The sequence below is a fragment of the Mycobacterium sp. genome, assembly GCF_035499775.1.
Taxonomy (GTDB): domain Bacteria; phylum Actinomycetota; class Actinomycetes; order Mycobacteriales; family Mycobacteriaceae; genus Mycobacterium.
Genome location: NZ_DATJYB010000564.1, coordinates 1 through 20,933, shown reverse-complemented (window position 1 = coordinate 20,933; position 20,933 = coordinate 1). Strand labels below are relative to the sequence as shown.

The 20,933-nt window shown below is 65.3% G+C and carries 17 protein-coding genes and 3 pseudogenes; 13 read left to right on the top strand and 7 right to left on the bottom strand.

Annotated features, from left to right (window positions below; all coding sequences use genetic code 11):
- Positions 1–184 precede the first annotated feature (184 nt).
- From VML93_RS34280 to VML93_RS34255, 5 genes and pseudogenes are all read left to right on the top strand, one after another.
- Positions 185–958, top strand: a complete 774-nt coding sequence (locus tag VML93_RS34280) for a response regulator transcription factor (protein WP_325617628.1) — start codon at positions 185–187, stop codon at positions 956–958.
- 7 nt (positions 959–965) lie between these two features.
- Positions 966–2,480 carry a HAMP domain-containing sensor histidine kinase gene (locus tag VML93_RS34275; RefSeq protein WP_325617626.1) on the top strand — a complete coding sequence of 505 codons (1,515 nt, stop codon included), beginning with the start codon at positions 966–968 and terminating at the stop codon, positions 2,478–2,480.
- A 197-nt stretch (positions 2,481–2,677) separates the two neighbouring features.
- Positions 2,678–3,334: pseudogene (locus VML93_RS34270) on the top strand (potassium-transporting ATPase subunit KdpA); the annotation flags it as partial.
- Positions 3,330–4,008 (top strand): annotated as a pseudogene (locus tag VML93_RS34260) (potassium-transporting ATPase subunit KdpA); the annotation flags it as partial. The pseudogenes VML93_RS34270 and VML93_RS34260, both read left to right, overlap by 5 nt.
- A 34-nt stretch (positions 4,009–4,042) precedes the next feature.
- The gene (locus VML93_RS34255) at positions 4,043–4,417 is read left to right on the top strand and encodes a potassium-transporting ATPase subunit KdpA (protein ID WP_325617624.1); all 375 of its coding nucleotides are present in this window, start codon (positions 4,043–4,045) and stop codon (positions 4,415–4,417) included.
- A 249-nt stretch (positions 4,418–4,666) separates the two neighbouring features.
- Here VML93_RS34255 and VML93_RS34250 read toward each other — a convergent pair whose 3' ends face one another.
- Positions 4,667–5,236 (bottom strand): DUF6611 family protein, encoded by a 570-nt coding sequence (locus VML93_RS34250; RefSeq protein WP_325617622.1) that lies wholly within the window; start codon positions 5,234–5,236, stop codon positions 4,667–4,669.
- Here VML93_RS34250 and VML93_RS34245 point away from each other — a divergent pair.
- The 8 genes from VML93_RS34245 to VML93_RS34210 all read left to right on the top strand — a co-directional run bounded on the left by VML93_RS34245 (position 5,235) and on the right by VML93_RS34210 (position 15,975).
- Positions 5,235–6,845, top strand: a complete 1,611-nt coding sequence (locus tag VML93_RS34245) for a DUF2254 domain-containing protein (RefSeq protein ID WP_325617620.1) — start codon at positions 5,235–5,237, stop codon at positions 6,843–6,845. The genes VML93_RS34250 and VML93_RS34245 overlap by 2 nt on opposite strands.
- Before the next feature lie 169 nt (positions 6,846–7,014).
- Positions 7,015–7,230 (top strand): potassium-transporting ATPase subunit F, encoded by a 216-nt coding sequence (locus VML93_RS34240; RefSeq protein WP_325617618.1) that lies wholly within the window; start codon positions 7,015–7,017, stop codon positions 7,228–7,230.
- Positions 7,231–8,901: a potassium-transporting ATPase subunit KdpA gene (kdpA, locus tag VML93_RS34235; RefSeq protein WP_325617616.1), complete on the top strand. Its 1,671-nt coding sequence runs from the start codon at positions 7,231–7,233 to the stop codon at positions 8,899–8,901.
- Positions 8,901–11,051, top strand: coding sequence for a potassium-transporting ATPase subunit KdpB (gene kdpB, locus VML93_RS34230; RefSeq protein ID WP_325617614.1), 2,151 nt, complete (start codon positions 8,901–8,903; stop codon positions 11,049–11,051). Before kdpA ends, kdpB begins: the two co-directional genes overlap by 1 nt.
- Position 11,052: 1 nt before the next feature.
- Entirely contained in the window at positions 11,053–11,955 is a 903-nt protein-coding gene (locus VML93_RS34225) for a potassium-transporting ATPase subunit C (protein WP_325617612.1), read from the top strand.
- Between the two features lie 51 nt (positions 11,956–12,006).
- Positions 12,007–12,687, top strand: coding sequence for a response regulator transcription factor (locus VML93_RS34220; protein ID WP_325617610.1), 681 nt, complete (start codon positions 12,007–12,009; stop codon positions 12,685–12,687).
- Between the two features lie 37 nt (positions 12,688–12,724).
- Positions 12,725–15,295 (top strand): ATP-binding protein, encoded by a 2,571-nt coding sequence (locus tag VML93_RS34215; protein WP_414686522.1) that lies wholly within the window; start codon positions 12,725–12,727, stop codon positions 15,293–15,295.
- Entirely contained in the window at positions 15,295–15,975 is a 681-nt protein-coding gene (locus VML93_RS34210) for a response regulator (protein ID WP_325617606.1), read from the top strand. Before VML93_RS34215 ends, VML93_RS34210 begins: the two co-directional genes overlap by 1 nt.
- A 153-nt stretch (positions 15,976–16,128) precedes the next feature.
- On the opposite strand, the gene VML93_RS34205 is transcribed toward VML93_RS34210, so the two are convergent.
- The 6 genes and pseudogenes from VML93_RS34205 to VML93_RS34180 all read right to left on the bottom strand — a co-directional run.
- The gene (locus VML93_RS34205) at positions 16,129–17,076 is read right to left on the bottom strand and encodes a Ppx/GppA phosphatase family protein (RefSeq protein ID WP_325617605.1); all 948 of its coding nucleotides are present in this window, start codon (positions 17,074–17,076) and stop codon (positions 16,129–16,131) included.
- Entirely contained in the window at positions 17,067–17,549 is a 483-nt protein-coding gene (locus VML93_RS34200; RefSeq protein ID WP_325617603.1) for a DUF501 domain-containing protein, read from the bottom strand. The genes VML93_RS34205 and VML93_RS34200 overlap by 10 nt, the downstream gene beginning before the upstream one ends.
- Entirely contained in the window at positions 17,542–18,234 is a 693-nt protein-coding gene (locus VML93_RS34195) for a septum formation initiator family protein (protein ID WP_325617601.1), read from the bottom strand. The genes VML93_RS34200 and VML93_RS34195 overlap by 8 nt, the downstream gene beginning before the upstream one ends.
- Positions 18,235–18,245: 11 nt before the next feature.
- Positions 18,246–19,535: a phosphopyruvate hydratase gene (gene eno, locus VML93_RS34190; RefSeq protein WP_325617599.1), complete on the bottom strand. Its 1,290-nt coding sequence runs from the start codon at positions 19,533–19,535 to the stop codon at positions 18,246–18,248.
- A 79-nt stretch (positions 19,536–19,614) separates the two neighbouring features.
- Positions 19,615–20,340, bottom strand: coding sequence for a lytic transglycosylase domain-containing protein (locus VML93_RS34185; protein ID WP_325617597.1), 726 nt, complete (start codon positions 20,338–20,340; stop codon positions 19,615–19,617).
- Between the two features lie 253 nt (positions 20,341–20,593).
- A pseudogene (locus VML93_RS34180) lies at positions 20,594–20,933 on the bottom strand (nucleoside triphosphate pyrophosphohydrolase); the annotation flags it as partial.

The window sequence follows — 20,933 nt, the reverse complement described above, 5'->3', positions numbered from 1 at the left end:
AGTCGTCAAAATCAACGGCGCTGATGCACAGTATTTTCGGAGATAGCAAACAGGGCGGCACGACACATATGAAACCCATATACAGTCGTCAACCTTCGGGCCGTTGCCGGCCGCCGAGCCCGCTTAGATTTGAGATCTCTATGAACTCCGTGACAACCGCATATGCGGTTGGGAGAATTCAACAATGACCGCAATGACTAGTTACGCGGGGACCCAGCGGCCGCGCCAGGCCATCCTCGGCCAGTTGCCACGCATCTATCGAGCCGACGGATCGCCGATCCGTGTTTTGCTGGTGGACGACGAACCGGCGCTGACCAACCTGGTGAAGATGGCGCTGCACTACGAAGGCTGGGACGTCGAGATCGCGCACAACGGGCGGGACGCCATCGCCAAGTTCGACAAGGTCACTCCCGACGTACTGGTCCTCGACATCATGCTGCCCGACGTGGACGGGCTGCACATTCTGCGACGGGTGCGCGAATCCGACGCCTACACCCCGACGCTGTTCCTCACCGCCCGCGATTCGGTCATGGACCGGGTCACCGGCCTCACCGCGGGCGCCGACGACTACATGACCAAGCCGTTCAGCCTGGAGGAGCTGGTCGCCCGGCTGCGCGGGTTGCTGCGACGGTCCAGCCAGCAGAGCCCGCCCGCCGGCGAGTCTCTCAAAGTCGGCGATCTGAAAGTCGACACCGCCAGCCGCGAGGTGACCCGCGCCGGCGACCCGATATCGCTGTCCTCGACCGAGTTCGAACTGCTGCGCTTCCTCATGCGTAACCCACGGCGGGCGCTGAGCCGCACCGAGATCCTGGACCGGGTCTGGAACTACGATTTCGCCGGCCGGACCAGCATCGTTGACCTCTACATCTCGTACCTGAGAAAAAAGATCGACTCCGGCAGGGAGTCGATGATCCATACTGTGCGCGGTGTTGGATACATGCTTCGACCGCCAGAATAACTCCGGAATGGGCGACGACCGGAACACGCCGAGGTGGCTCCCGCGTTCGTTGCGCCGCCAGTTGCTGTTGGGCGTATTGGTCGTGGTCAGCGCTGTGCTGGTCGCCGTCGGCGTCGTCTCTGTGCTGACCCTGCGCGGCTACGTCACCGCGATGAACGACGCTGAGGTCGCCAAATCCCTGCACGCGTTCACCCACTCGTACGACCGCTACCGTAAGGGCGAACACACACCTGTCCACCCGACCACTCCGCCGATACCCGAGGCGCTGCTCGAGTTTCCCGGACAGACGCCGGGAAACCTGATCGCCGTCGTGCACGACGGCGTGGTGGTCGGATCGGCCGTCTTCTCCGAAGACGAGCCACGCCCCGCACCGCCCGATGTCGTCCGCGCGATCCAGGAGCAGCACTGGGTCGACGGACCGCCGCATACCCAAAAACTCGGCAGCCTGGGTTCCTACCGGGTCGACTGCAGCATCGAGGGATCCGACGTTCTGGTCGTCGGGGTGTCGCTGAACCTCGCCAACCAGATCATCAAGCGCAAGAACATCACCACGACGATCCTGGTAGCGGCGGCGCTACTCATCACCGCGGGGCTCACGATTTGGGTGGTCGGATTGGCCCTTCGCCCGCTGCAGCGGGTCGCCGCCACCGCCGCGGAGGTCGCCGCGATGCCGCTCACCGGCGACGACCACCACATCAGTGCCAGAGTGCGCCCCGAGGACACCGATCCCGACAACGAAGTCGGAATCGTCGGGCACACGCTGAACCGATTGCTGGACAACGTAGATAGCGCGCTGGCGCACCGCGCCGATTCGGACTTGCGCATGCGGCAGTTCATCACCGACGCCAGCCACGAGCTGCGCACCCCGCTGGCTTCGATCCAGGGCTATGCCGAACTCACCCGCCAAGACAGTTCGGCGCTGCCGCCGACCACCGAGTACGCGCTGGCCCGCATTGAGTCCGAGGCCCGGCGCATGACGTCGCTGGTGGACCAGCTGCTGCTGCTCTCACGTTTGGGCGAGGGCGAAGATCTACAGACCGACGACGTCGACCTGGCCGATGTCACCATCAACGCGGTGAACGACGCGGCGGTCGCGGCCCCGACACACGAGTGGGTCAAGAACTTGCCTGACGCGCCCGTGTGGATCCGTGGCGATCAAGCGCGACTGCATCAGCTCGTCAGCAACCTACTCACCAACGCCCGAGTCCATACGCCGGCCGGCGTCACCGTGACCACGGAGATCAGCCGCCACTTCCGCGGCCCCGACGCGCCATTCGCGGAACTGACGGTCGGTAACGACGGACCCGACATCGACGCCGCGATCCTGCCGCGGCTCTTCCAGCGATTCGTTCGTGCCGATCAGTCCCGGACCAACGGGGCAGGCAACGGACTCGGCCTGGCCATCGTCAGCTCGATCGTCAAAGCGCATCACGGCTCGGTCACCGCCGAGTCGGCTAACGGTCGAACCGTCTTTCGGGTGCGAATCCCGATGATCGACAACCCGATAACGGATAACTCGTAGCGAACGAGGCCGGTTGGCACCGTGCTCGACTCGGCAGCGGTCCATGTGAGGTCCGAGGGCGCCGCGGTGTCCTAGCTGTTCCCCTGTGCGATCCGAAACCTCACTCCACGACCACGCGGGCGAAACGTCGGTCAATATTGCGTCAGTGTCCCCGGATATCACGTAGGGATTCCGTAAGGCCCGCATGTCTGGACCACATGCGCCGCAGCTTCTCCTCGGAGAGGTTGGGCCGCGTAAGGAGCATTTCCATCGAAAATCCATCTCAGTGGGCAACGGCGGCCCGGCTGCAGGTTGCCGCCGTTGCCGCCTTGGTCGTGATCCTGCACGTGCCGCTGGGCGACTACATGGCCAGCGTCTATGCCGATACGCGGCATTGGCGTCTCGAAAAGGTGCTCTACCGGCTGATTGGGGCTCAACCCGACGACCGGCAGCGGTGGATGAAATACAGCACATCGGTGCTGGCGTTCTCCGCCGTCAGCGTGCTGTTGCTGTACGGGCTGCTACTAGCGCAGACGCGACTGCCAGAACCATGGGGGCACAGGGGTATGACGCCTGCGCTGGCGTTCAACACGGCAATCTCGTTCGTCACCGACACCAGTTGGCAGAACTACCCCGGCGAACCACACTCGGACACGTCGGGTTGCTGGCCGGACTGGGCGTTCAGGCGTTCGCCAGCTGCGCGGTCGGAATGTGTGTCGCTGTGGCGCTGATCCGACGACTTGCGCAGTACCGGAGCGAACATAGCCAACTTCTGGGTCGACCTGGTGCGAACGGTGGTGCGCATCCTTGTCCCGCTGTCGACCGTCGTCACGCTGATCTTGCTCGCGCTCGGGGTGGTCAACCATTTGCATGGCGCGCAGGACTGTCACGACCCTTACTGGTGGACGTCAGGCCATTCTTGGCGGCCCCGTGGCCAGGTGGGAATCGATCAAGCTGATGTCCGGGGACGGCGGTGGCGCCTTCAGCGTCAACAGCCCATCCTTTCGAGAACCCGACACCGCTCACCGACGTCGTAGAAATCGTTGCGATGCTTTTGATTCCGGTCGCATTCATCAGAACCCTTGGGGTGATGGTCGGCGACAAGAGACAGGGTTGGGCGCTATTTGCAGCAGCCGCAATCCTATTCGTGATTGGCACCGCGGCAATCATCGCGTCTGATCTGGTGCCGAACGGCACTGTGATCCACGCCGTCGGAGCGGCGACCGAAGGCACCGAGACCCGCTTTGGCGTGCCCGGCAGCGCCATCTTCGGTCGGGCCGCGACCGCCAGCGCCGACGGCGGCGCAAACTCTTCGTATGACAGCTACGCCAGCGTCGGCGGAGCGGTGCTGATGCTGAACATGATGCTTGGCGAAGTGGCCCCCGGCGGTCCGGGCAGCGGGCTCGACGGCCCGGTGATGATGACCCTGCTCGCGGTCTTCCTCGGCGGCCTGATGATCGGGCGGACACCGGAATACCTCAAGCAGCGGCTCCATTCCCGCCACATGAAGCTCATCAGCCTCTACATATTGACCCTCCCCGCGGGGGTTCTAATTGGAACCGCGATGGCCATGGCGCTTCCGGGTGAACGCGCCGCCATGCTCAACGGCCGCCATGCTCAACGCTGGCCCCCACGGGCTCTCCGAAGTGCTGTACGCGTTCACCAGTGCCGCGGCCAACAACGGCAGCGCCTTCGGCGGATTTTCCGGCAACACCACGTGGTACAACATTGCGCTCGCCCTCGCGATGGTGGCGGGTCGGTTCCTGCCGATCGTTGCCGTGCTCGCGATGGCCGGGACCTTCGCGGCCCAGCGGGCTGGTGTCATCACCGCCGGAACCCTGCGCACGCACAGTCCGACGTTCGTTTTCCTCATCGCCGGCGCGACTCTGATCATCGTCGGGCTCGAGTACCTGCCCGCGTTGGCGATCGGCCCGGCTTCCGACGCACTGCCGCGGTAGGCGGTTCGTTAAAAAGGATCGGCACCGAGCAATGCGGCCCCCACCACGAAGGCTGCGCCTCACCACGGGTACGGCAGACGGCGGCGTGGAGTCTGTCGTGTCACCTTCGTTTCAACCCCATGCACATCCTGTTGTCGCCGACCAGTCCAAGATGCGGAGCGGGATCGCCCTGGTCCCTTCCGTCCCACGTACCAGACGGTGAGCAAAGTTGATGCCGCAGCGACGGCGAGGGGAATCTGCGACAGCGTGTTAGACATGGGTGGTCTCCTCGAGACGGTCGTAAGCTTCCCACCAGGTGGCCTCACGCTCGGCCGCTGAGATCGCGCCGGTCGTCAACATGCGGTCAGCGTGGATCAGCGCGGCCACCAGGGTTTGCCATTCGGCGTACCTGCGTTGCTGCTGCGCGTCGGGGGTTCCAGGCATGAGAATCACTGACATGGACCTGACTTGCACGCGGGTGGGTCCGGCTAGCAGGAAGAGCAGCGCGCCGATACTCGCATAGATGGTCACGACGACTGCCAGCACCGTGAGGGGTGAGGCCACCGCGTTGCCGAGCATCATGAGTGCGAGCAGTCCGAGCAGGGCGCCACCCAGCGGCCACCCCCGCCATAGCCGCGCCAGCCGCCGATCGACGGTACTGGTTCGAGGCGGGTAGATGATCAACCGAGAGCGCCGAACACCGTAACGGCTGACGACAGCATCAAACGATCCCCACGGGTGGGCGCCGTCAAGCAGCCAAGACCACCAACTCGGTACTACCGGTCGCTCCGGGGTCGGTGGGGCTACACCCGGTTCATTTCGCTGTTGGGTGCTTCGCATGGACCCAGGTGTACGCCGAGCCGGCGACACCGGCTGCAGCCCAAACGGCATCAATACGCTTAAGGCACCAACATTTACGCAAATTTATCGCCCCGGCGACGAACATGAGCCAGTAGGCGAGCGTCGATCCCACCCGGGTGGGGCCCGCATCTCCTGGTGCCGTCAGCAGGCACAACTTGCGCTCATCGCGGTTGGTCAGTTGGATATCCGCCGTGGTGGTGAACGCGATGTTGCCCGTTCGGCCGGCGGCTGCACCGAGGTGATGCCACGGCTTGGCATGGCGTGGCCACAGTGGCAGCGAGAAGAGCTGCGCACCAATTTGTGGTTGGTTCCGTCCACAGTGATACTCGGTGCGCTCGGGCTTTTCGCGCTTACCCTCCGGCTCGACCAAGGCGCTTACCACGGCCAGTTCCGGCCCCCTGGCTGGGTGATCAGCGGCAGCGCCGACGCGGCCCGTCAGATTTTGACCTCGATCGCGGCGTCGGTGATTACCGTCGTCGGCATCGTCTTTTCCATCACGATCGTGACATTGACGCTGGCTTCGACGCAGTTTGGTCCGCGGATGCTGCGCAACTTCATCCGCGACCGCGGCACCCAGCTCACGCTGGGAACGTTCGTGGCAACATTTGTGTATTGCGTTGTGGCGCTGGTGTCAATCGGACCCGGCGATCGGGGCGAGTTCGTCCCTCACATATCGATCACAACCGCTTTCGGCCTGGTGCTCATCGATCTCGCGGTGCTGATCTATTTCATTCACCACATCACCACGCAAATCCAGCTGCCACAGGTCATCGCCAGCATCGCCAAAGACCTGGCCCAAGCCGTCGCGGTGCAAAGCGAGGACCAGCCACGATTCGCGACGCATACGCCCGATGAAGGTCCCTCGCTGGACGAGCTGCTCGTCAAGATCGAAGCCTCGGGCGGCGTCATTCGCACCCCAAGAAGTGGCTACTTACAATTCATCCGCCACAGGAAGCTGATCCGTATTGCCACCGAGGCGGACGCGGTGATCCGGCTGCCGTATCGCCCTGGGCACTTCCTTGTTCAAGGCCGTGAACTGGCCAGCGTGTGGCCCCCCGCCGCCGCCGAGCGGGTGGCCGACTACCTGGACCGTGCTCAGGCAACCGGACCGCACCGCACCCTCACACAAGACGTCGCCTTCGGCGTCGATCAGCTCGTCGAGATCGCCATCCGGGCGCTATCCCCCGCCGTCAACGACACCTTCACAGCACTAACGTGCATCGACTGGCTCAGCGACTGCCTGTGCAAGATCGCACCGGTATGGACGCCCACCCAAGTTCATCGCGACAGTCGAGGAGTCATCCGCGTCATCTCCGATCAAGTCAGCTACGAGCGGCTGGTGCAGCGAGCCTTTGAAAAGATCCGCCAAGCCAGCCGGGGGATGCCGGCGGTGATGATCCGCCAGCTCGAGGCGTTAACGACAATTATGGAGCAAACGACCGACCCGCAACGCGCGCAAGTCCTGATGGATCAAGCGGCCATGATCTTGCGCGCGAACGTTGAATCGGTTCCCGATGAATCCGATCGCGCCGACGTCGATCGCCGATACGTCGCATTGCGAGCCGTGTACGAACTCCTCAACGAATGACATCCCCCTGTCGTGCGCGCCGTGCTACTGCGTGTCACGGCGTCCCGTTAAGAAACCGTAAAGGTGCACTGCGACGCCGTTAGGAAAGTGTCAACCAAAGGCCCCACCGACCCGGCCCCAACTAACTTCAAGCTGACCTTGCCTCCGAGGCTGCGCAGCGGCTGACTCGATGAGGTTCTTTCGTATGCACGTGACTGGCGCCGAACGGAGACAAGATGGGCGTGTTGGTATACATCCTGCTGACGGTGGCGGTGTTCGCCCTGCTCGGCCTGGCGCAGAAGCTGGTCGAGCGGCTGTGAGCTACGAAAACGTCGTCGGCTTGGCACTTTCTATCCTCCTTGCGCTGTATCTCGGGGGTGCCTTGCTGTTCCCAGAGAGGTTCTAGATGAGCACAACAACAGCGGGGATCATCTTCCTCGTCGTTCTCGTTGCGGCACTGGTGGCGGTTCATGTGCCCCTTGGCGACTACATGTATCGGGTTTACACGTCGGAGAAGGACCTACAGGTCGAGCGGGTGATCTACCGGTTGATCGGCGTTGATGCGCGCTCGGAGCAGACGTGGGGCGCCTATGCCCGAAGCGTCTTGGCGTTCTCGTCGATCAGCATCCTGTTCTTGTTCGTGTTCCAGCTCGTGCAGGGCAAGTTGCCGTTGCACCTGCATGATCCGGCCACAAAAATGACCCCTGCGCTGGCGTGGAACACCGCGGTCAGCTTCACCACCAATACCAACTGGCAGGCCTACTCCGGTGAGTCCACCGACGGTCATCTGGTGCAGATGGCCGGGCTGGCGGTGCAGAACTTCGTCTCGGCCGCCGTCGGCATGGCAGTGGCGATCGCACTGGTGCGCGGGTTCGCCCGCAAGCGCACCGGCGAGCTGGGCAACTTCTGGGTCGACATGGTGCGGACCGTGCTTCGCATCCTGCTGCCGATTTCGGTCGTCGCCGCGATCGTGCTGATCGCGGGCGGGGCGATCCAGAACTTCCACCTCCACGACCAGGTCGTCAGCACCCTGGGGGGCGCCCAGCAGACGATCACCGGCGGCCCGGTGGCTAGCCAGGAGGCGATCAAGGAGCTCGGCACCAACGGCGGCGGGTTCTACAACGCGAACTCATCGCACCCGTTCGAGAACCCGACGACGTGGACCAACTGGTTCGAGATCTTCCTCCTACTGGTGATCAGCTTCTCGCTACCGCGCACCTTTGGGCGCCTGGTGGGCAGCACCAAGCAGGGCTACGCCATCGCGTCGGTCATGGCCACGCTGTACGCGATCAGCGTGTCGTTCATGATGTGGTTCCAGTTGCAGCACCACGGCACCGTGCCGACCGCCGTCGGCGCCGCCATGGAGGGCGTCGAGCAGCGGTTCGGCGTCGCCAACTCGGCGGTGTTCGCCGACTCGACGACGCTCACCTCCACCGGCGCCGTCGACTCGTTCCACGACTCCTACACCAGCCTCGGCGGCATGATGGCGATGTTCAACATGCAGCTCGGGGAGGTCGCCCCCGGCGGCACGGGCTCGGGCCTGTACGGCATGCTGATCCTCGCGGTGATCACCGTCTTCGTCGCCGGGCTGATGGTCGGGCGCACACCGGAATACCTCGGCAAGAAGATCAACCCGCGTGAAATCAAGCTCGCCGCAAGCTATTTCCTGGTCACGCCGTTGATCGTGCTGACCGGCACCGCCATCGCGATGGCGCTGCCGGGCGAACGCGCCGGCATGCTCAACACCGGTCCGCACGGGTTGTCGGAGGTCTTGTACGCGTTCACCTCCGCGGCCAATAACAACGGGTCGGCGTTCGCCGGAATCAGCGTCAACACCAACTGGTACAACACCGCCCTCGGGCTGGCAATGGTTTTCGGCAGATTCCTGCCCATGATCTTCGTGCTCGCCTTGGCCGGCTCACTGGCCAAACAGGGCATGACGCCGGAATCCGTGGGCACACTGCCCACCCATCGGCCACAGTTCGTCGGAATGGTCGCCGGCGTCACGATCATTCTCGTTGCCCTCACCTTCCTGCCCATGCTCGCGCTCGGGCCTCTCGCTGAAGGAATTCACTGATGACCGCGCCCACCGTCGATCCGGCTGCGCACACGCAGCCCGCGACCCCCACCAGCACGAAACGAGTGCAGGGTGGCTTGCTCGATCCCAAGATGCTGTGGAAGTCGACGCCGGATGCGCTGCGCAAACTGGACCCGCGCACCCTGTGGCGGAACCCGGTGATGTTCATCGTCGAAATCGGCGCCGTGTGGAGCACCGTGTTGGCGATCGCCGACGAATCATGGTTCGCGTGGTTGATCGTGGTCTGGCTGTGGCTGACGGTGCTGTTCGCGAATCTCGCGGAGGCGGTGGCCGAAGGCCGCGGAAAGGCTCAGGCGGAAACGCTCCGCAAAGCGAAAACCTCCACCATGGCGCGGCGACTCAAGAACTGGGAACCGGGCGCCTCCGCAGTGGAGGAAGAGGTTGCAGCGCCGCTGTTGCAGCAGGGCGACATCGTCGTCATCGAAGCCGGGCAGGTGATACCGGGCGATGGCGACGTGGTGGAAGGCATTGCCTCAGTTGACGAATCGGCGATCACGGGCGAGTCGGCGCCGGTGATCCGCGAATCCGGCGGTGACCGCTCGGCGGTCACCGGCGGCACCACCGTGCTGAGCGACCGGATCGTCGTGAAAATCACCCAGAAGCCGGGAGAGAGCTTCATCGACCGGATGATCGCGCTCGTCGAGGGTGCCAACCGGCAGAAAACCCCCAACGAGATCGCGCTGAACATCCTGCTGGCCGCCTTGACGATCATCTTCGTCTTCGCCGTCGCGACCCTGCAGCCATTGGCGATCTATTCGAAGATCAACAACCCCGGCGTCCCCGACACCCAGGCGCTCGACACAAATGGTGTCACCGGGATCGTGATGGTGTCGCTGCTGGTGTGCCTGATCCCCACGACGATCGGCGCGCTTCTGTCGGCCATCGGCATCGCCGGCATGGACCGGCTGGTACAGCGCAATGTGCTCGCGATGTCCGGGCGGGCGGTGGAGGCCGCGGGCGACGTCAACACACTTTTGCTGGACAAGACGGGCACCATCACCCTGGGCAACCGGCAGGCCGGGGCATTCATCCCCCTTGACGGTGTCACCAATGAGCAGCTGGCCGATGCCGCGCAGTTGTCCAGCCTCGCCGACGAAACACCTGAAGGACGCTCGATCGTCGTATACGCAAAGCATCACTTCGGGCTGCGCGCCCGCACACCCGGCGAACTCGCGCAAGCCCAATGGGTGGCCTTCTCGGCTGCCACCCGTATGTCGGGTGTCGACGTCGACGGGCACCAGCTGCGCAAGGGCGCTGCCAACTCGGTCGCGGAATGGGTACGCGCCCAGGGCGGCAAGGTGCCCCACCAGCTCGGCGAGATCGTCGACGGCATCTCCGCCGGCGGCGGCACTCCGCTGGTCGTCGGGGAGAGCCGCGATGGCGAGGCGGCGGTGCTCGGAGTCATCCACCTCAAAGACGTCGTCAAACAGGGTATGCGCGAGCGCTTCGACGAGATGCGCAAAATGGGCATCCGCACGGTGATGATCACCGGCGACAACCCCTTGACCGCCAAGGCGATTGCCGACGAGGCCGGTGTCGACGACTTCCTCGCGGAGGCCACACCGGAGGACAAGCTCGCGCTGATCAAGCGCGAGCAAGAAGGCGGCAAGCTGGTCGCGATGACCGGCGACGGCACCAACGACGCACCCGCCTTGGCTCAGGCCGATGTGGGGGTGGCGATGAACACCGGCACGTCGGCCGCCAAAGAGGCCGGCAACATGGTCGACCTCGACTCCGACCCCACCAAGCTCATCGAGATCGTCGAGATCGGCAAACAGTTACTGATAACCCGCGGAGCGCTGACTACCTTCTCGATCGCCAACGACATCGCCAAGTACTTCGCGATCATCCCGGCAATGTTCGTCGCTTTGTTCCCCGGACTGGACATGATCAACATCATGCGGCTGCACAGTCCGCAGTCGGCGATCCTGTCCGCGGTGATCTTCAACGCGATCATCATCGTCATGCTCATCCCGCTCTCGCTGCGCGGGGTGCGCTACACACCGAGTAGTGCGTCAAAACTGTTGAGCCGCAACCTATACGTTTACGGGCTCGGCGGCATCGTTGCCCCGTTCGTCGGTATCAAGCTGATCGACCTGCTCATCCAATTCGTCCCCGGGATGTCCTGACATGAACTTCTCCAGTTTCGTCCGCATGCACTGGGCCGCCTTCCGCGCGCTGCTGGTGCTGACCGTGCTCACCGGTCTGGCCTATCCGCTGTTCATCTGGCTGATCGGGCAGATTCCGGGACTGCACGACAAAGCCGAAGGGTCGATTCTGACCGTCCACGGCCAGCCGGCCGGCAGCCGGCTGATCGGTCAGCCGTTCACCGATAAGGATGGCAACCCACTGCCACAGTACTTCCAGAGCCGCCCCTCGGCGGCCGGCACCGGCTACGACCCCCTGTCCTCTGGCGCGAGCAACCTTGGGCCGGAAAGCATGATCGACACGCCCGTCGGCAAGCCGGCGTCGGATCCGAACTACAAGGCGAGTCTGCTGACGCAGGTGTGCAAGCGTAGCGCCGACGTGGGCAAGCTGGAGGGCGTCGACGGATCACGCCGGTTCTGCACAGGCGGCGGTGTGGGCGCGGTGCTGTCGGTGATCGGGCCCCGGGACTCCCGCGGCAACGTCATCCACCCCAGCCGGGTGATCAGCGTCAACGAGCCGTGCGGGACGACACCGACTCCGTTCCTGGCCCTCTATCAGAATGTGCAGGTCGAGTGCGCCAAAGATGACGGGGACTACTTGAAAGGGCAGATTGTGCCGATTCCCGGAGCCGCTCCCGCCAACCCGGCCGTACCTGCCGACGCGGTCACCGCCAGCGGCAGCGGCCTCGACCCGCACATCTCCGTGGCCTATGCCGAGCTTCAAATCACGCGGGTCGCCAAGGCGCGCGGCGTCACCGCCGACCAGGTGCGCGCCTTGGTCCGCGCCAATCAAGATGGACGGGTCCTCGGATTCATGGGCGAGGCCCGGGTGAACGTGCTGCAGCTCAACCTCGCGTTGGACCGCAGCTATCCGATCAACCGTTAGCCGAGGCGCCAGCTGCGCACACATCCCTCATTCCCCGGCAATGACCCGGCAATGACACGGGTCTTGGTCATCGATGACGAGCCGCTCCTGCTGCGGACGCTGCGGATCAACCTGGCCGCGCGAGGCTATCAGGTGGTCACCGCCTGCACCGGAGCTGCCGGGTTGCGCGCCGCCGCCGCGCAGCACCCCACCGTGGTGGTCCTCGATATCGGCCTACCCGATATGTCCGGGCTAGAAGTGCTTGCGGCCCTGCGCAGCTGGATGACCGCACCGGTGCTGGTGATGTCGGGCCGCACCAAAGCCCTTGACAAGGTGGAAGCCCTCGACGCCGGTGCCGACGACTACCTAACCAAACCCGTTGATATGGAAGAACTCCTGGCCCGGCTGCGCGCAGCGGTCCGGCGCGCCGCCGCACCGGCCGAAATCGCCGAACCGGTCGTCGAAACCGCCGCCTTCACCGTTGACCTCTGGGAAAAGAAGGTGATCAAAAACGGACGCGAGGTACACCTCACGCCCACCGAGTGGGGCATCCTCGAGGTGCTGGTACGTAACCGCGGAAGGCTAGTGGACCGCGAGTCGCTGCTCAACGAGATTCGCGGCCCTTTCCACGAGGCCGCCACCAACTACCTGCGCGTCTACCTGGGCCAACTACGGCGCAAGCTTGAAGACGACCCTTCCCACCCCACTCACCTACTCACCCAGGCGGGCATGGGTTATCGCTTCCAACCTTAAGGCGTGACTACAGCTATCCGGTCACGAACTAGCACACATGAGAGGGATGATGGCTGACGTGAGCACCCTCGACCACCCCCCAAAACGCGGGGAGCTGCGCATCTACCTCGGTGCGGCTCCCGGTGTCGGCAAAACGTACGCGATGCTCGGCGAGGCACATCGGCGCTTGGAACGCGGCGCCGACGTGGTGGCCGCGGTGGTCGAGACCCACGGCCGCCGGAAAACCGCTGAGCTCATTGAGGGCATCGAGGTCATCCCGCCCCGGTACATCGACTATCGGGGCGGCAGCTTCGCCGAACTCGACGTGCCGGCCGTTCTGGCGCGCCACCCGCAGGTGGTCCTCGTCGACGAACTCGCCCATACCAACACACCGGGCAGCAAAAACCAAAAGCGGTGGCAGGACGTCGAGGAGCTGCTCGACGCCGGCATCACGGTGATCTCCACCGTCAACATCCAGCACCTGGAAAGCCTCAACGACGTCGTCGCCCAGATCACCGGCATCGAACAGAAGGAGACGATCCCGGACTCCATCGTGCGGGAGGCCGCGCAGGTCGAGCTCGTCGACATCACGCCGGAGGCGCTGCGCCGCAGGCTATCCCACGGCAACGTCTACGCCCCGGCAAGAATCGACGCGGCGCTGTCTAACTACTTTCGCCGCGGAAATCTCACCGCACTAAGGGAATTGGCGCTGCTGTGGCTGGCCGACCAGGTGGATAGCGCACTGGCCAAGTATCGCGCGGAAAACAGAATCACGGATACGTGGGAGGCGCGCGAGCGCGTCGTGGTAGCGGTGACCGGCGGTCCGGAGTCGGAGACGTTAGTGCGGCGGGCATCCCGGATCGCGTCGAAGTCCAGCGCCGAGCTGATGGTGGTACACGTCATCCGCGGTGACGGACTGGCCGGCCTGTCCGAGACCCGGATGGCCAAGATCCGCGAGCTGGCGAGCAGCCTGGACGCTTCGGTGCATACCGTGGTCGGTGACGATACTCCGACGGCCCTACTCGATTTCGCCCGCGAGATGAACGCCACCCAACTGGTGATCGGCACCTCCCGCCGGTCCCGGTGGGCGCGCATCTTCAACGAGGGTATCGGCCCGGCGATTGTTCAGCAGTCCGGCAAGATCGATGTGCATATGGTCACCCACGACGAAGCCAAACGCCACTTTCGATTGGCCTCGCTCGCGCCCCGCGAGCGACGCGTCGCGTCCTGGCTGGCAGCCGTCATCATCCCATCGGTCATCTGTGCGGTCACGGTGACCGTGCTGGACGCTTATCTGGACACCGGCGGTGAGAGCGCACTGTTCTTTGTCGGGGTCTTGCTGGTGGGCCTGCTGGGAGGCGTTGCCCCGGCAGCACTTTCGGCGGTGCTGTCCGGGTTGCTGCTGAATTATTATCTGATCGCTCCGCGACACAGCTTCACGATCGCCGAACCCAACAGTGCTATCACCGAACTGGTGTTGCTGCTCATCGCCGTCGCGGTCGCGGTCCTCGTCGACGGTGCGACCAAACGCACCCGGGAAGCCCGGCGCGCCTCCCAGGAGGCGGAGCTCTTGACGCTGTTCGCCGGGTCGGTGCTGCGCGGCGCGGATCTCGAGACGCTGCTCGAACGCGTGCGAGAAACCTACTCGCAGCGCGCGGTCAGCATGTTGCGCGAGCCGAAGGATGACGACCGTGCCAAGCACCGGGGCTACATCGTGGCCTGCGTGGGCAAAGACCCTTGCGTGACGGTCGATTCCGCCGACACGGCGATCGAGGTGGGCGATGACGAGTTCTGGATGTTGCTGGCCGGCAGGAAGCTCTCCGCGCGTGATCGACGGGTGCTCACCGCGGTGGCCAAGCAGGCCGCGGGTCTGATCAGGCAGCGCGAACTGGCCGAAGAAGCCAGCCGGACCGAGGCGATCGTGAAGGCCGACGAGCTGAGGCGCTCCCTGCTGTCAGCGGTCAGCCACGATCTGCGGACGCCGCTGGCGGCCGCCAAGGTCGCGGTGTCCAGCCTGCGCGCCGAAGACGTCGCCTTCTCCTCCGAGGACACCGCCGAACTGCTGGCCACCATCGAGGAGTCCATCGACCAGCTCACCGCACTGGTCGGAAACCTACTCGATTCGTCGCGTCTGGCCGCCGGCGTGGTTCGCCCGGAACTACGCCGGGTGTATCTGGAGGAAACGGTGCAGCGCGCGTTGGTCAGTATCGGCAAGGGCGCCACCGGCTTCTACAGATCGGCCATCGACCGGGTCAAGGTCGACGTCGGTGACGCCGTGGTGATGGCCGACGCCGGGCTACTCGATCGAGTCCTGGCCAACCTGATCGACAACGCGCTGCGATACGCGCCCAACAGCCTGGTCCGGGTCAACGCAGGCCAGGTGGGCGATCGCGTCCTGATCAATGTCATCGACGAAGGCCCCGGAATCCCGCACGGCACCGAGGATCAGCTCTTCGAATCCTTCCAGCGGCTCGGTGATCACGACAACACCACCGGTGTGGGTCTGGGAATGTCGGTGGCACGCGGTTTCGTCGAGGCCATGGGCGGCACCATTGCGGCCGACGACACACCGGGCGGCGGACTCACCGTGGTGGTGGATCTGGCTGCCGCGCAAGGATACGGTGAATAATGACCCGCGTTTTGGTGATCGACGACGAACCGCAAATCCTGCGCGCGCTGCGAATCAATCTGTCCGTCCGGGGCTACGAGGTCGTCACCGCTTCGACCGGTGCGGGGGCTTTGCGCGCCGCGGCCGAACACAAACCCGACGTGGTAATCCTCGACCTCGGACTGCCCGACATATCGGGTATCGAGGTGCTGGGTGGTCTGCGTGGCTGGCTGACCGCACCCGTGATCGTGTTGTCGGCGCGCACCGACTCGTCGGACAAGGTCGAGGCCTTAGACGCCGGCGCCGACGACTACGTCACGAAACCGTTTGGTATGGACGAGTTCCTGGCCCGGCTGCGCGCCGCGATCCGTCGCAACGCCGCAGCGTCCGATACAGACCAGCCGGTTGTCGAAACCGACGCGTTCACCGTCGATCTGTCCGCCAAAAAGGTCACCAAGGATGGCGCCGAAGTGCACCTCACCCCGACCGAATGGGGCATGCTCGAAGTGCTGGTCCGCAACCGCGGCAAGTTGGTGGGCCGCGAAGAACTCCTCAAAGAGGTGTGGGGACCGGCGTACGCCACCGAAACCCATTACCTGCGTGTGTATTTGGCGCAGCTGCGACGCAAACTCGAAGACGACCCGTCGCATCCCAAACATCTGTTGACCGAATCGGGCATGGGCTACCGCTTCGAGGCGTAGGGGGCCAGGGCGCGGAGTCACATCTACCACATTCGTCCCTGGCGAGGAGACGGTGTCCCTTTTGTCCACCTCACAGCGACAACTTGGCGGACCGCCGCAATGCTCGCACCCGGTTGATGATCCGGTATTCAGTCGCGTGCGGTCGGATGCGACTCACCCGGCGATCGACAGCGCGATCCCGTCCAGGATGTCGTGCTCGCTGACGGTCAGCTCCGAGATGCCCGCCCGTGCGCGCAGCTCGCGCGCCAACTCCTGGACAACGATCGCGCCGCCGCCGATCACGTCGGCCCGGCCTTCGTGCATCGGTGGCAGCGCCACACGCTGGGCTCGCGTCATGCCGATCAGCCGATCGCAAACCGCCAGCAGATCACCCGCGGCGACCCGCGAAAGATGAATGGCCGCAGCGTCATACGTGGTCAGATGGTGGGCCAGCGCGGACAGCGTGGTCATTGTCCCGGACAGGCCGACCCAGGTCCGGGCTCCTTCGACGGGCACCGCGCGCAGTGCGACGTCGAGCTGTTCGCGGACCACCTGACGGGCGGCGGCCACTTCCTCCGCTGTCGGCGGGTCGGAGTGCAAACAGCGCTCGGTCAGCCGCACGCAGCCGATGTCGGCGGAATAGCTTGCCACTACCCCAGTTTCGCCGAGCACGATCTCGGTCGACCCACCGCCCAAGTCGACGACGACGAAAGGCGCACCGGCACTGTCTAATTCGCCGACGGCTCCGCGGAACGACAGCGACGCCTCCTCGCCTCCACTGATCACCTCCGCGACCGCGCCGGGGATCACGGCGCCCAGCACGTCGGCCGTCATCGCAAAGAAATCTTCGCGGTTGGTGACATCGCGAGCCGCCGATGTGGCGACCATCCGCACGCGCGCGACACCGTGCACTTGCAGCAGCGCGGCGTAATCAGCCAACGCGGCACGGGTCCGGGCCAGCGCATCGGGCGCGAACTGACCCGTCGCGTCCACTCCCTGCCCTAACCGCACGATCCGCGTCTCACGGTGCACGTCGCGGAGCCGCCCGCCCGAGGCGTCTGCGATCAGTAGACGAATGGAGTTGGTGCCGCAGTCGACTGCGGCCACCCGGCTCATGGCCATGCCAACACCGCCGACATTCCCGGATCGGCGGCCAGCAGCGCCAGGGCCTCGTCGCCGAGTGGGTTCACCCCGGGTCCCTTGGCCAGGGAATGCGCCATCAGCACGTGCAGGCACTTGACCCGGTCGGGCATGCCGCCCCCGGAGAACGTGGTGCCTAACGGCTCGATCGCGTCCCGCTCGGCCAGATACGACTCGTGCGCGCGCCGATACGCGGCGGCGAGTTCGGGCTCAACGCGCAGCCGCTCGGTCATCTCGCGCATCAGTCCGGTCGTCTCCAGTCGGCTCGCGGCCGCGGTGAGCACCGGGTGGGTCAGGTAATACAACGTCGGGAACGGCGTGCCGTCAGGGAGTTTCGGCGCCGTCTTCACCACGCCGGGTTCACCGTCGGCGCACCGGTAGGCGATCTCCAGCACGCCGCGAGGCTCGCGACCGAGCTGACGCGCCACCGCCTCCAGATCGGCACGATCAACCACCGGGTGAGGTGGGCTTCGGCGGTCCGGGCGGCCCAGGCTCCGCCGGGGCGGGCGGCGCCGCCGGCACGGCGGAGGGTGGCAGGTGCGGGGCGTCGGCGATGGTGTGCCACAGCGAGGTGTACCAGGGGGCGGTGCTGGCGGGTTTTGCCGTGTCAGAGCCTGGCTGCGGAGCCACCGTCGCCGACGCCGGGAGCTGGACTTGGAACGGGATGTCCCCTGGCTTCACGAAGCCGAGACGCTGCCGGGCCTGCGCCGCGACATAGGCCGGGTCGGCCAGCTTCTCCTTGCGCTGTTGGAGATCGGTGATCTGCTGGCGCAGCGCGGCCTCGGTGGCCGCCAACTGGCTCATCTCGGTTCGTTGCCCGAAGTAGGTGCGGACCGGCCCGGCGATGGTCAGCGTCAACACGCAGACGACGACGGCCAAAATCGCGGCCCGCCGCGCGGTGAAACCCAGCCGCTGGTCGGACCGCTGCTCCACCGATTCGGTGAAAGACTGCTTGATCGGTTCGATGACCTGCTCGCGCAACGTCCGCGTGGTGCTGCGGGCGACGGTCGGAGTCAGCGAGGCCCGCTCCGGCTTCGAGGCCGGTTTGGCGGAAGGCTTCGCGGAGCGACGACCCCGAGCCGAGTCGCCGACCTGCCCCGGCCGCGATGCCGGAGAGCGACGTTTCCCGTTGGCTGCCAAACTATTTCAACCTATTTCGAGTCCAACACGTAGCGCGGAAAGGCCAGATCACCGGCGTAGCGGGCGGCGTCGCCGAGTGCCTCTTCGATCCGCAACAGCTGATTGTATTTGGCGACGCGCTCACTGCGGGCCGGCGCGCCGGTCTTGATCTGCCCGCAGCCGACCGCCACCGCCAGGTCGGCGATCGTTGTGTCCTCGGTCTCGCCGCTGCGGTGACTCATCATCGTCCGGTAGCCGCTGTGGTGGGCCAGTGCGACGGCATCCAATGTCTCGGTCAGCGTGCCGATCTGATTCACCTTGACCAGCAACGCGTTTGCCACACCCTTTTCGATGCCGTCTTCCAGGCGCTCGGGATTGGTCACGAAGATGTCGTCACCGACGATCTGCACCCGGTCGCCGATCGCCGCTGTCAGTGCGGCCCAACCGTCCCAATCGTCTTCGGACAGCGGGTCTTCGAGGGACACCAGCGGGTAAGAGCCCAGCAAGCCCGCGTAGAACTCGGTCATCTGCTCGGCGGTGCGGGTTGAGCCCTCGAACGCGTAGCCGGTGCCGTCGGTGAAGAACTCGGTGGCCGCGGCGTCGAGGGCCAGCGCCACGTCGGCGCCGAGTTCGAAGCCGGCCGACTCGATGGCCCGGCTGATCAGATCCAGCGCGGCGGTGGTGCCGGCGACATCCGGGGCGAAGCCGCCCTCGTCGCCCAGGCCGGTGGACAGCCCTTCTTTCTTCAGGACCGACTTGAGTGCGTGGTAGACCTCGGCACCCCAGCGCAGCGCCTCCGCAAAGCTGGGGGCGCCGATCGGGGCCACCATGAACTCCTGGATGTCCACGCCCGTGTCGGCGTGCGCGCCGCCGTTGACGATGTTCATCATCGGCACCGGCAGGATGTGCGCGTTGGGCCCGCCGATGTAGCGGAACAGCGGCAGTTCGGCGGAATCCGCGGCCGCTTTGGCGACGGCCAGTGAGACGCCCAGGATCGCGTTGCCGCCCAGCCGGGACTTGTCCGGGGTGCCGTCGAGATCTACCAGCGCCTGGTCGACGAGCCGCTGGTCGTCGGCGTTGAGTCCGATCACAGCCGGGGCGATCTCGTCCAGGACGGCTTGCACGGCGTTCTTGACGCCCTTGCCGCCGTAACGTTCGCCGCCGTCGCGCAACTCGACCGCCTCGTGCTCGCCGGTCGACGCGCCGGACGGCACCGCTGCGCGGGCGAAGGTTCCGTCGATCAGAGCCACCTCGACCTCGACCGTCGGGTTACCACGGGAATCGAGGATCTCGCGGGCTCCGACCTGCTCGATAATCGGCACTGGGTTCTCCTTTGCGCTCTACCCTCTGGAAAGGCCCCGGCAGCCTTCAGCCTAAAGCCCGGGTCAGCGCTCTATCCTTCTACAGCGGGTGGCCCGCCGCATAGGCAGTCGCCCAGTCCCGGACGGCGCGCGCGTAGACGCCCGAGTTGTTGTAGGCCCGCAGCGCGGTTATCCACCCGCGCGGGGTCGCGAGATCCTTGCCGCGCCAACACAAATAACCCGCCGCCGAGAGCGCGGCGTCGTCGATGTTGTCCGGGTTGACCACGCCGTCGTTGTTGGCGTCGACCCCGTACAACCGCCAGGTCTCCGGGATGAATTGCATCGGCCCCAACGCGCGTGCCACGCCGCTGCCGTCCGCGTCGTCATCTTCGTCGACGATGCGCATGGTGTCGCCACTGCCGTCGAGGCGAACACCCCGGATGGGAGGGCTCACGTCTCCGTTGGGCGCCAGCATGGCGCCCCGGTACGTGCCGTGGTGACTCTCCACCTGCCCGATGCCGGCCAGCGTGGTCCAGGCGATGTGGCACTTCGGATTCTCGACTTCGGCGACCCGGGCGGCGTACGCGTACGCCTCCAGCGCGATGACCGGGATTTCGAGTGCCGGCGACCGCTTCTCCGCCCAGTCACGCAGTTGGTCCGCGGGCCGGCCGCTGGCGTGAGTGTCTACCGGGGGCACCGGATCCCCCGCCGGCGGGGGCACGCCGTCGGGGATGAAAAGGCTGAGCTGCCAGGTGCAACTGGACGCCAAAAGCATGGCGGTCGCACCGATAACGGCGACCGCCCGCAACCAACGCCGTGGCGACACGATGACTTCCCTGGCTTTGCTTTGCTTCCCGGCTTCCGTTTTGCAACTCCCCTATACCTCGCTGGACCATGAACATCGTCCCACGGGATCACCACCAAACCGGCTTCCGCCGGGCGCCAGGGCGTCGATTTCGGGGCGATTGAAGTTCGCTAACATTGATTCTGGCTAGCTGGATTCGCGTGCCGATAAAGGTAAATGCAGCGGATAGCAAACATTCGATTGATCGCTGGCAGGAAGATGCTTCGGCCGCGTGTTATCGGCGCCCCTTGCGCTTCTTGGACCCCCCACCAGAAGCTTTGGTCTCCCCGACCTCCCCGACCTCCCCGTCCTCGGCGCCTTCTTCGGCGCTGTCGGGTTCCGCGTCGACGCTCGAGTCACCGGACGGCCAGTGGGCGCGCCACTCCTCCTCGGTGACGTCGCCCAGCGGCGCTAAGTCGAACTCCTCGGCGACGTCGTCTCCGCGGCGGGCGGTCGCAATCGCCCTCTCGACGCGACGGACCGCGTCGGCGAATTCCAAAACCGCTGTGCGCAGTGAGTTTTCCGCGTCGGCATCGGTCGACACCGAGACCGAGGTGATCTCGGCGGGGATCAGG

What these genes read in the sequence shown, in the direction of transcription:
- VML93_RS34280 (WP_325617628.1), top strand. Translation starts at nt 185, where the DNA reads ATGACCGCAATGACTAGTTACGCGGGGACCCAGCGGCCGCGCCAGGCC.
- VML93_RS34275 (WP_325617626.1), top strand. Translation starts at nt 966, where the DNA reads ATGGGCGACGACCGGAACACGCCGAGGTGGCTCCCGCGTTCGTTGCGC.
- VML93_RS34245 (WP_325617620.1), top strand. Translation starts at nt 5,235, where the DNA reads ATGGACCCAGGTGTACGCCGAGCCGGCGACACCGGCTGCAGCCCAAAC.
- VML93_RS34250 (WP_325617622.1), bottom strand. Translation starts at nt 5,236, where the DNA reads ATGCGAAGCACCCAACAGCGAAATGAACCGGGTGTAGCCCCACCGACC.
- VML93_RS34240 (WP_325617618.1), top strand. Translation starts at nt 7,015, where the DNA reads ATGAGGTTCTTTCGTATGCACGTGACTGGCGCCGAACGGAGACAAGAT.
- kdpA (WP_325617616.1), top strand. Translation starts at nt 7,231, where the DNA reads ATGAGCACAACAACAGCGGGGATCATCTTCCTCGTCGTTCTCGTTGCG.
- kdpB (WP_325617614.1), top strand. Translation starts at nt 8,901, where the DNA reads ATGACCGCGCCCACCGTCGATCCGGCTGCGCACACGCAGCCCGCGACC.
- VML93_RS34225 (WP_325617612.1), top strand. Translation starts at nt 11,053, where the DNA reads ATGAACTTCTCCAGTTTCGTCCGCATGCACTGGGCCGCCTTCCGCGCG.
- VML93_RS34220 (WP_325617610.1), top strand. Translation starts at nt 12,007, where the DNA reads ATGACACGGGTCTTGGTCATCGATGACGAGCCGCTCCTGCTGCGGACG.
- VML93_RS34215 (WP_414686522.1), top strand. Translation starts at nt 12,725, where the DNA reads ATGAGAGGGATGATGGCTGACGTGAGCACCCTCGACCACCCCCCAAAA.
- VML93_RS34210 (WP_325617606.1), top strand. Translation starts at nt 15,295, where the DNA reads ATGACCCGCGTTTTGGTGATCGACGACGAACCGCAAATCCTGCGCGCG.
- VML93_RS34205 (WP_325617605.1), bottom strand. Translation starts at nt 17,076, where the DNA reads ATGGCCATGAGCCGGGTGGCCGCAGTCGACTGCGGCACCAACTCCATT.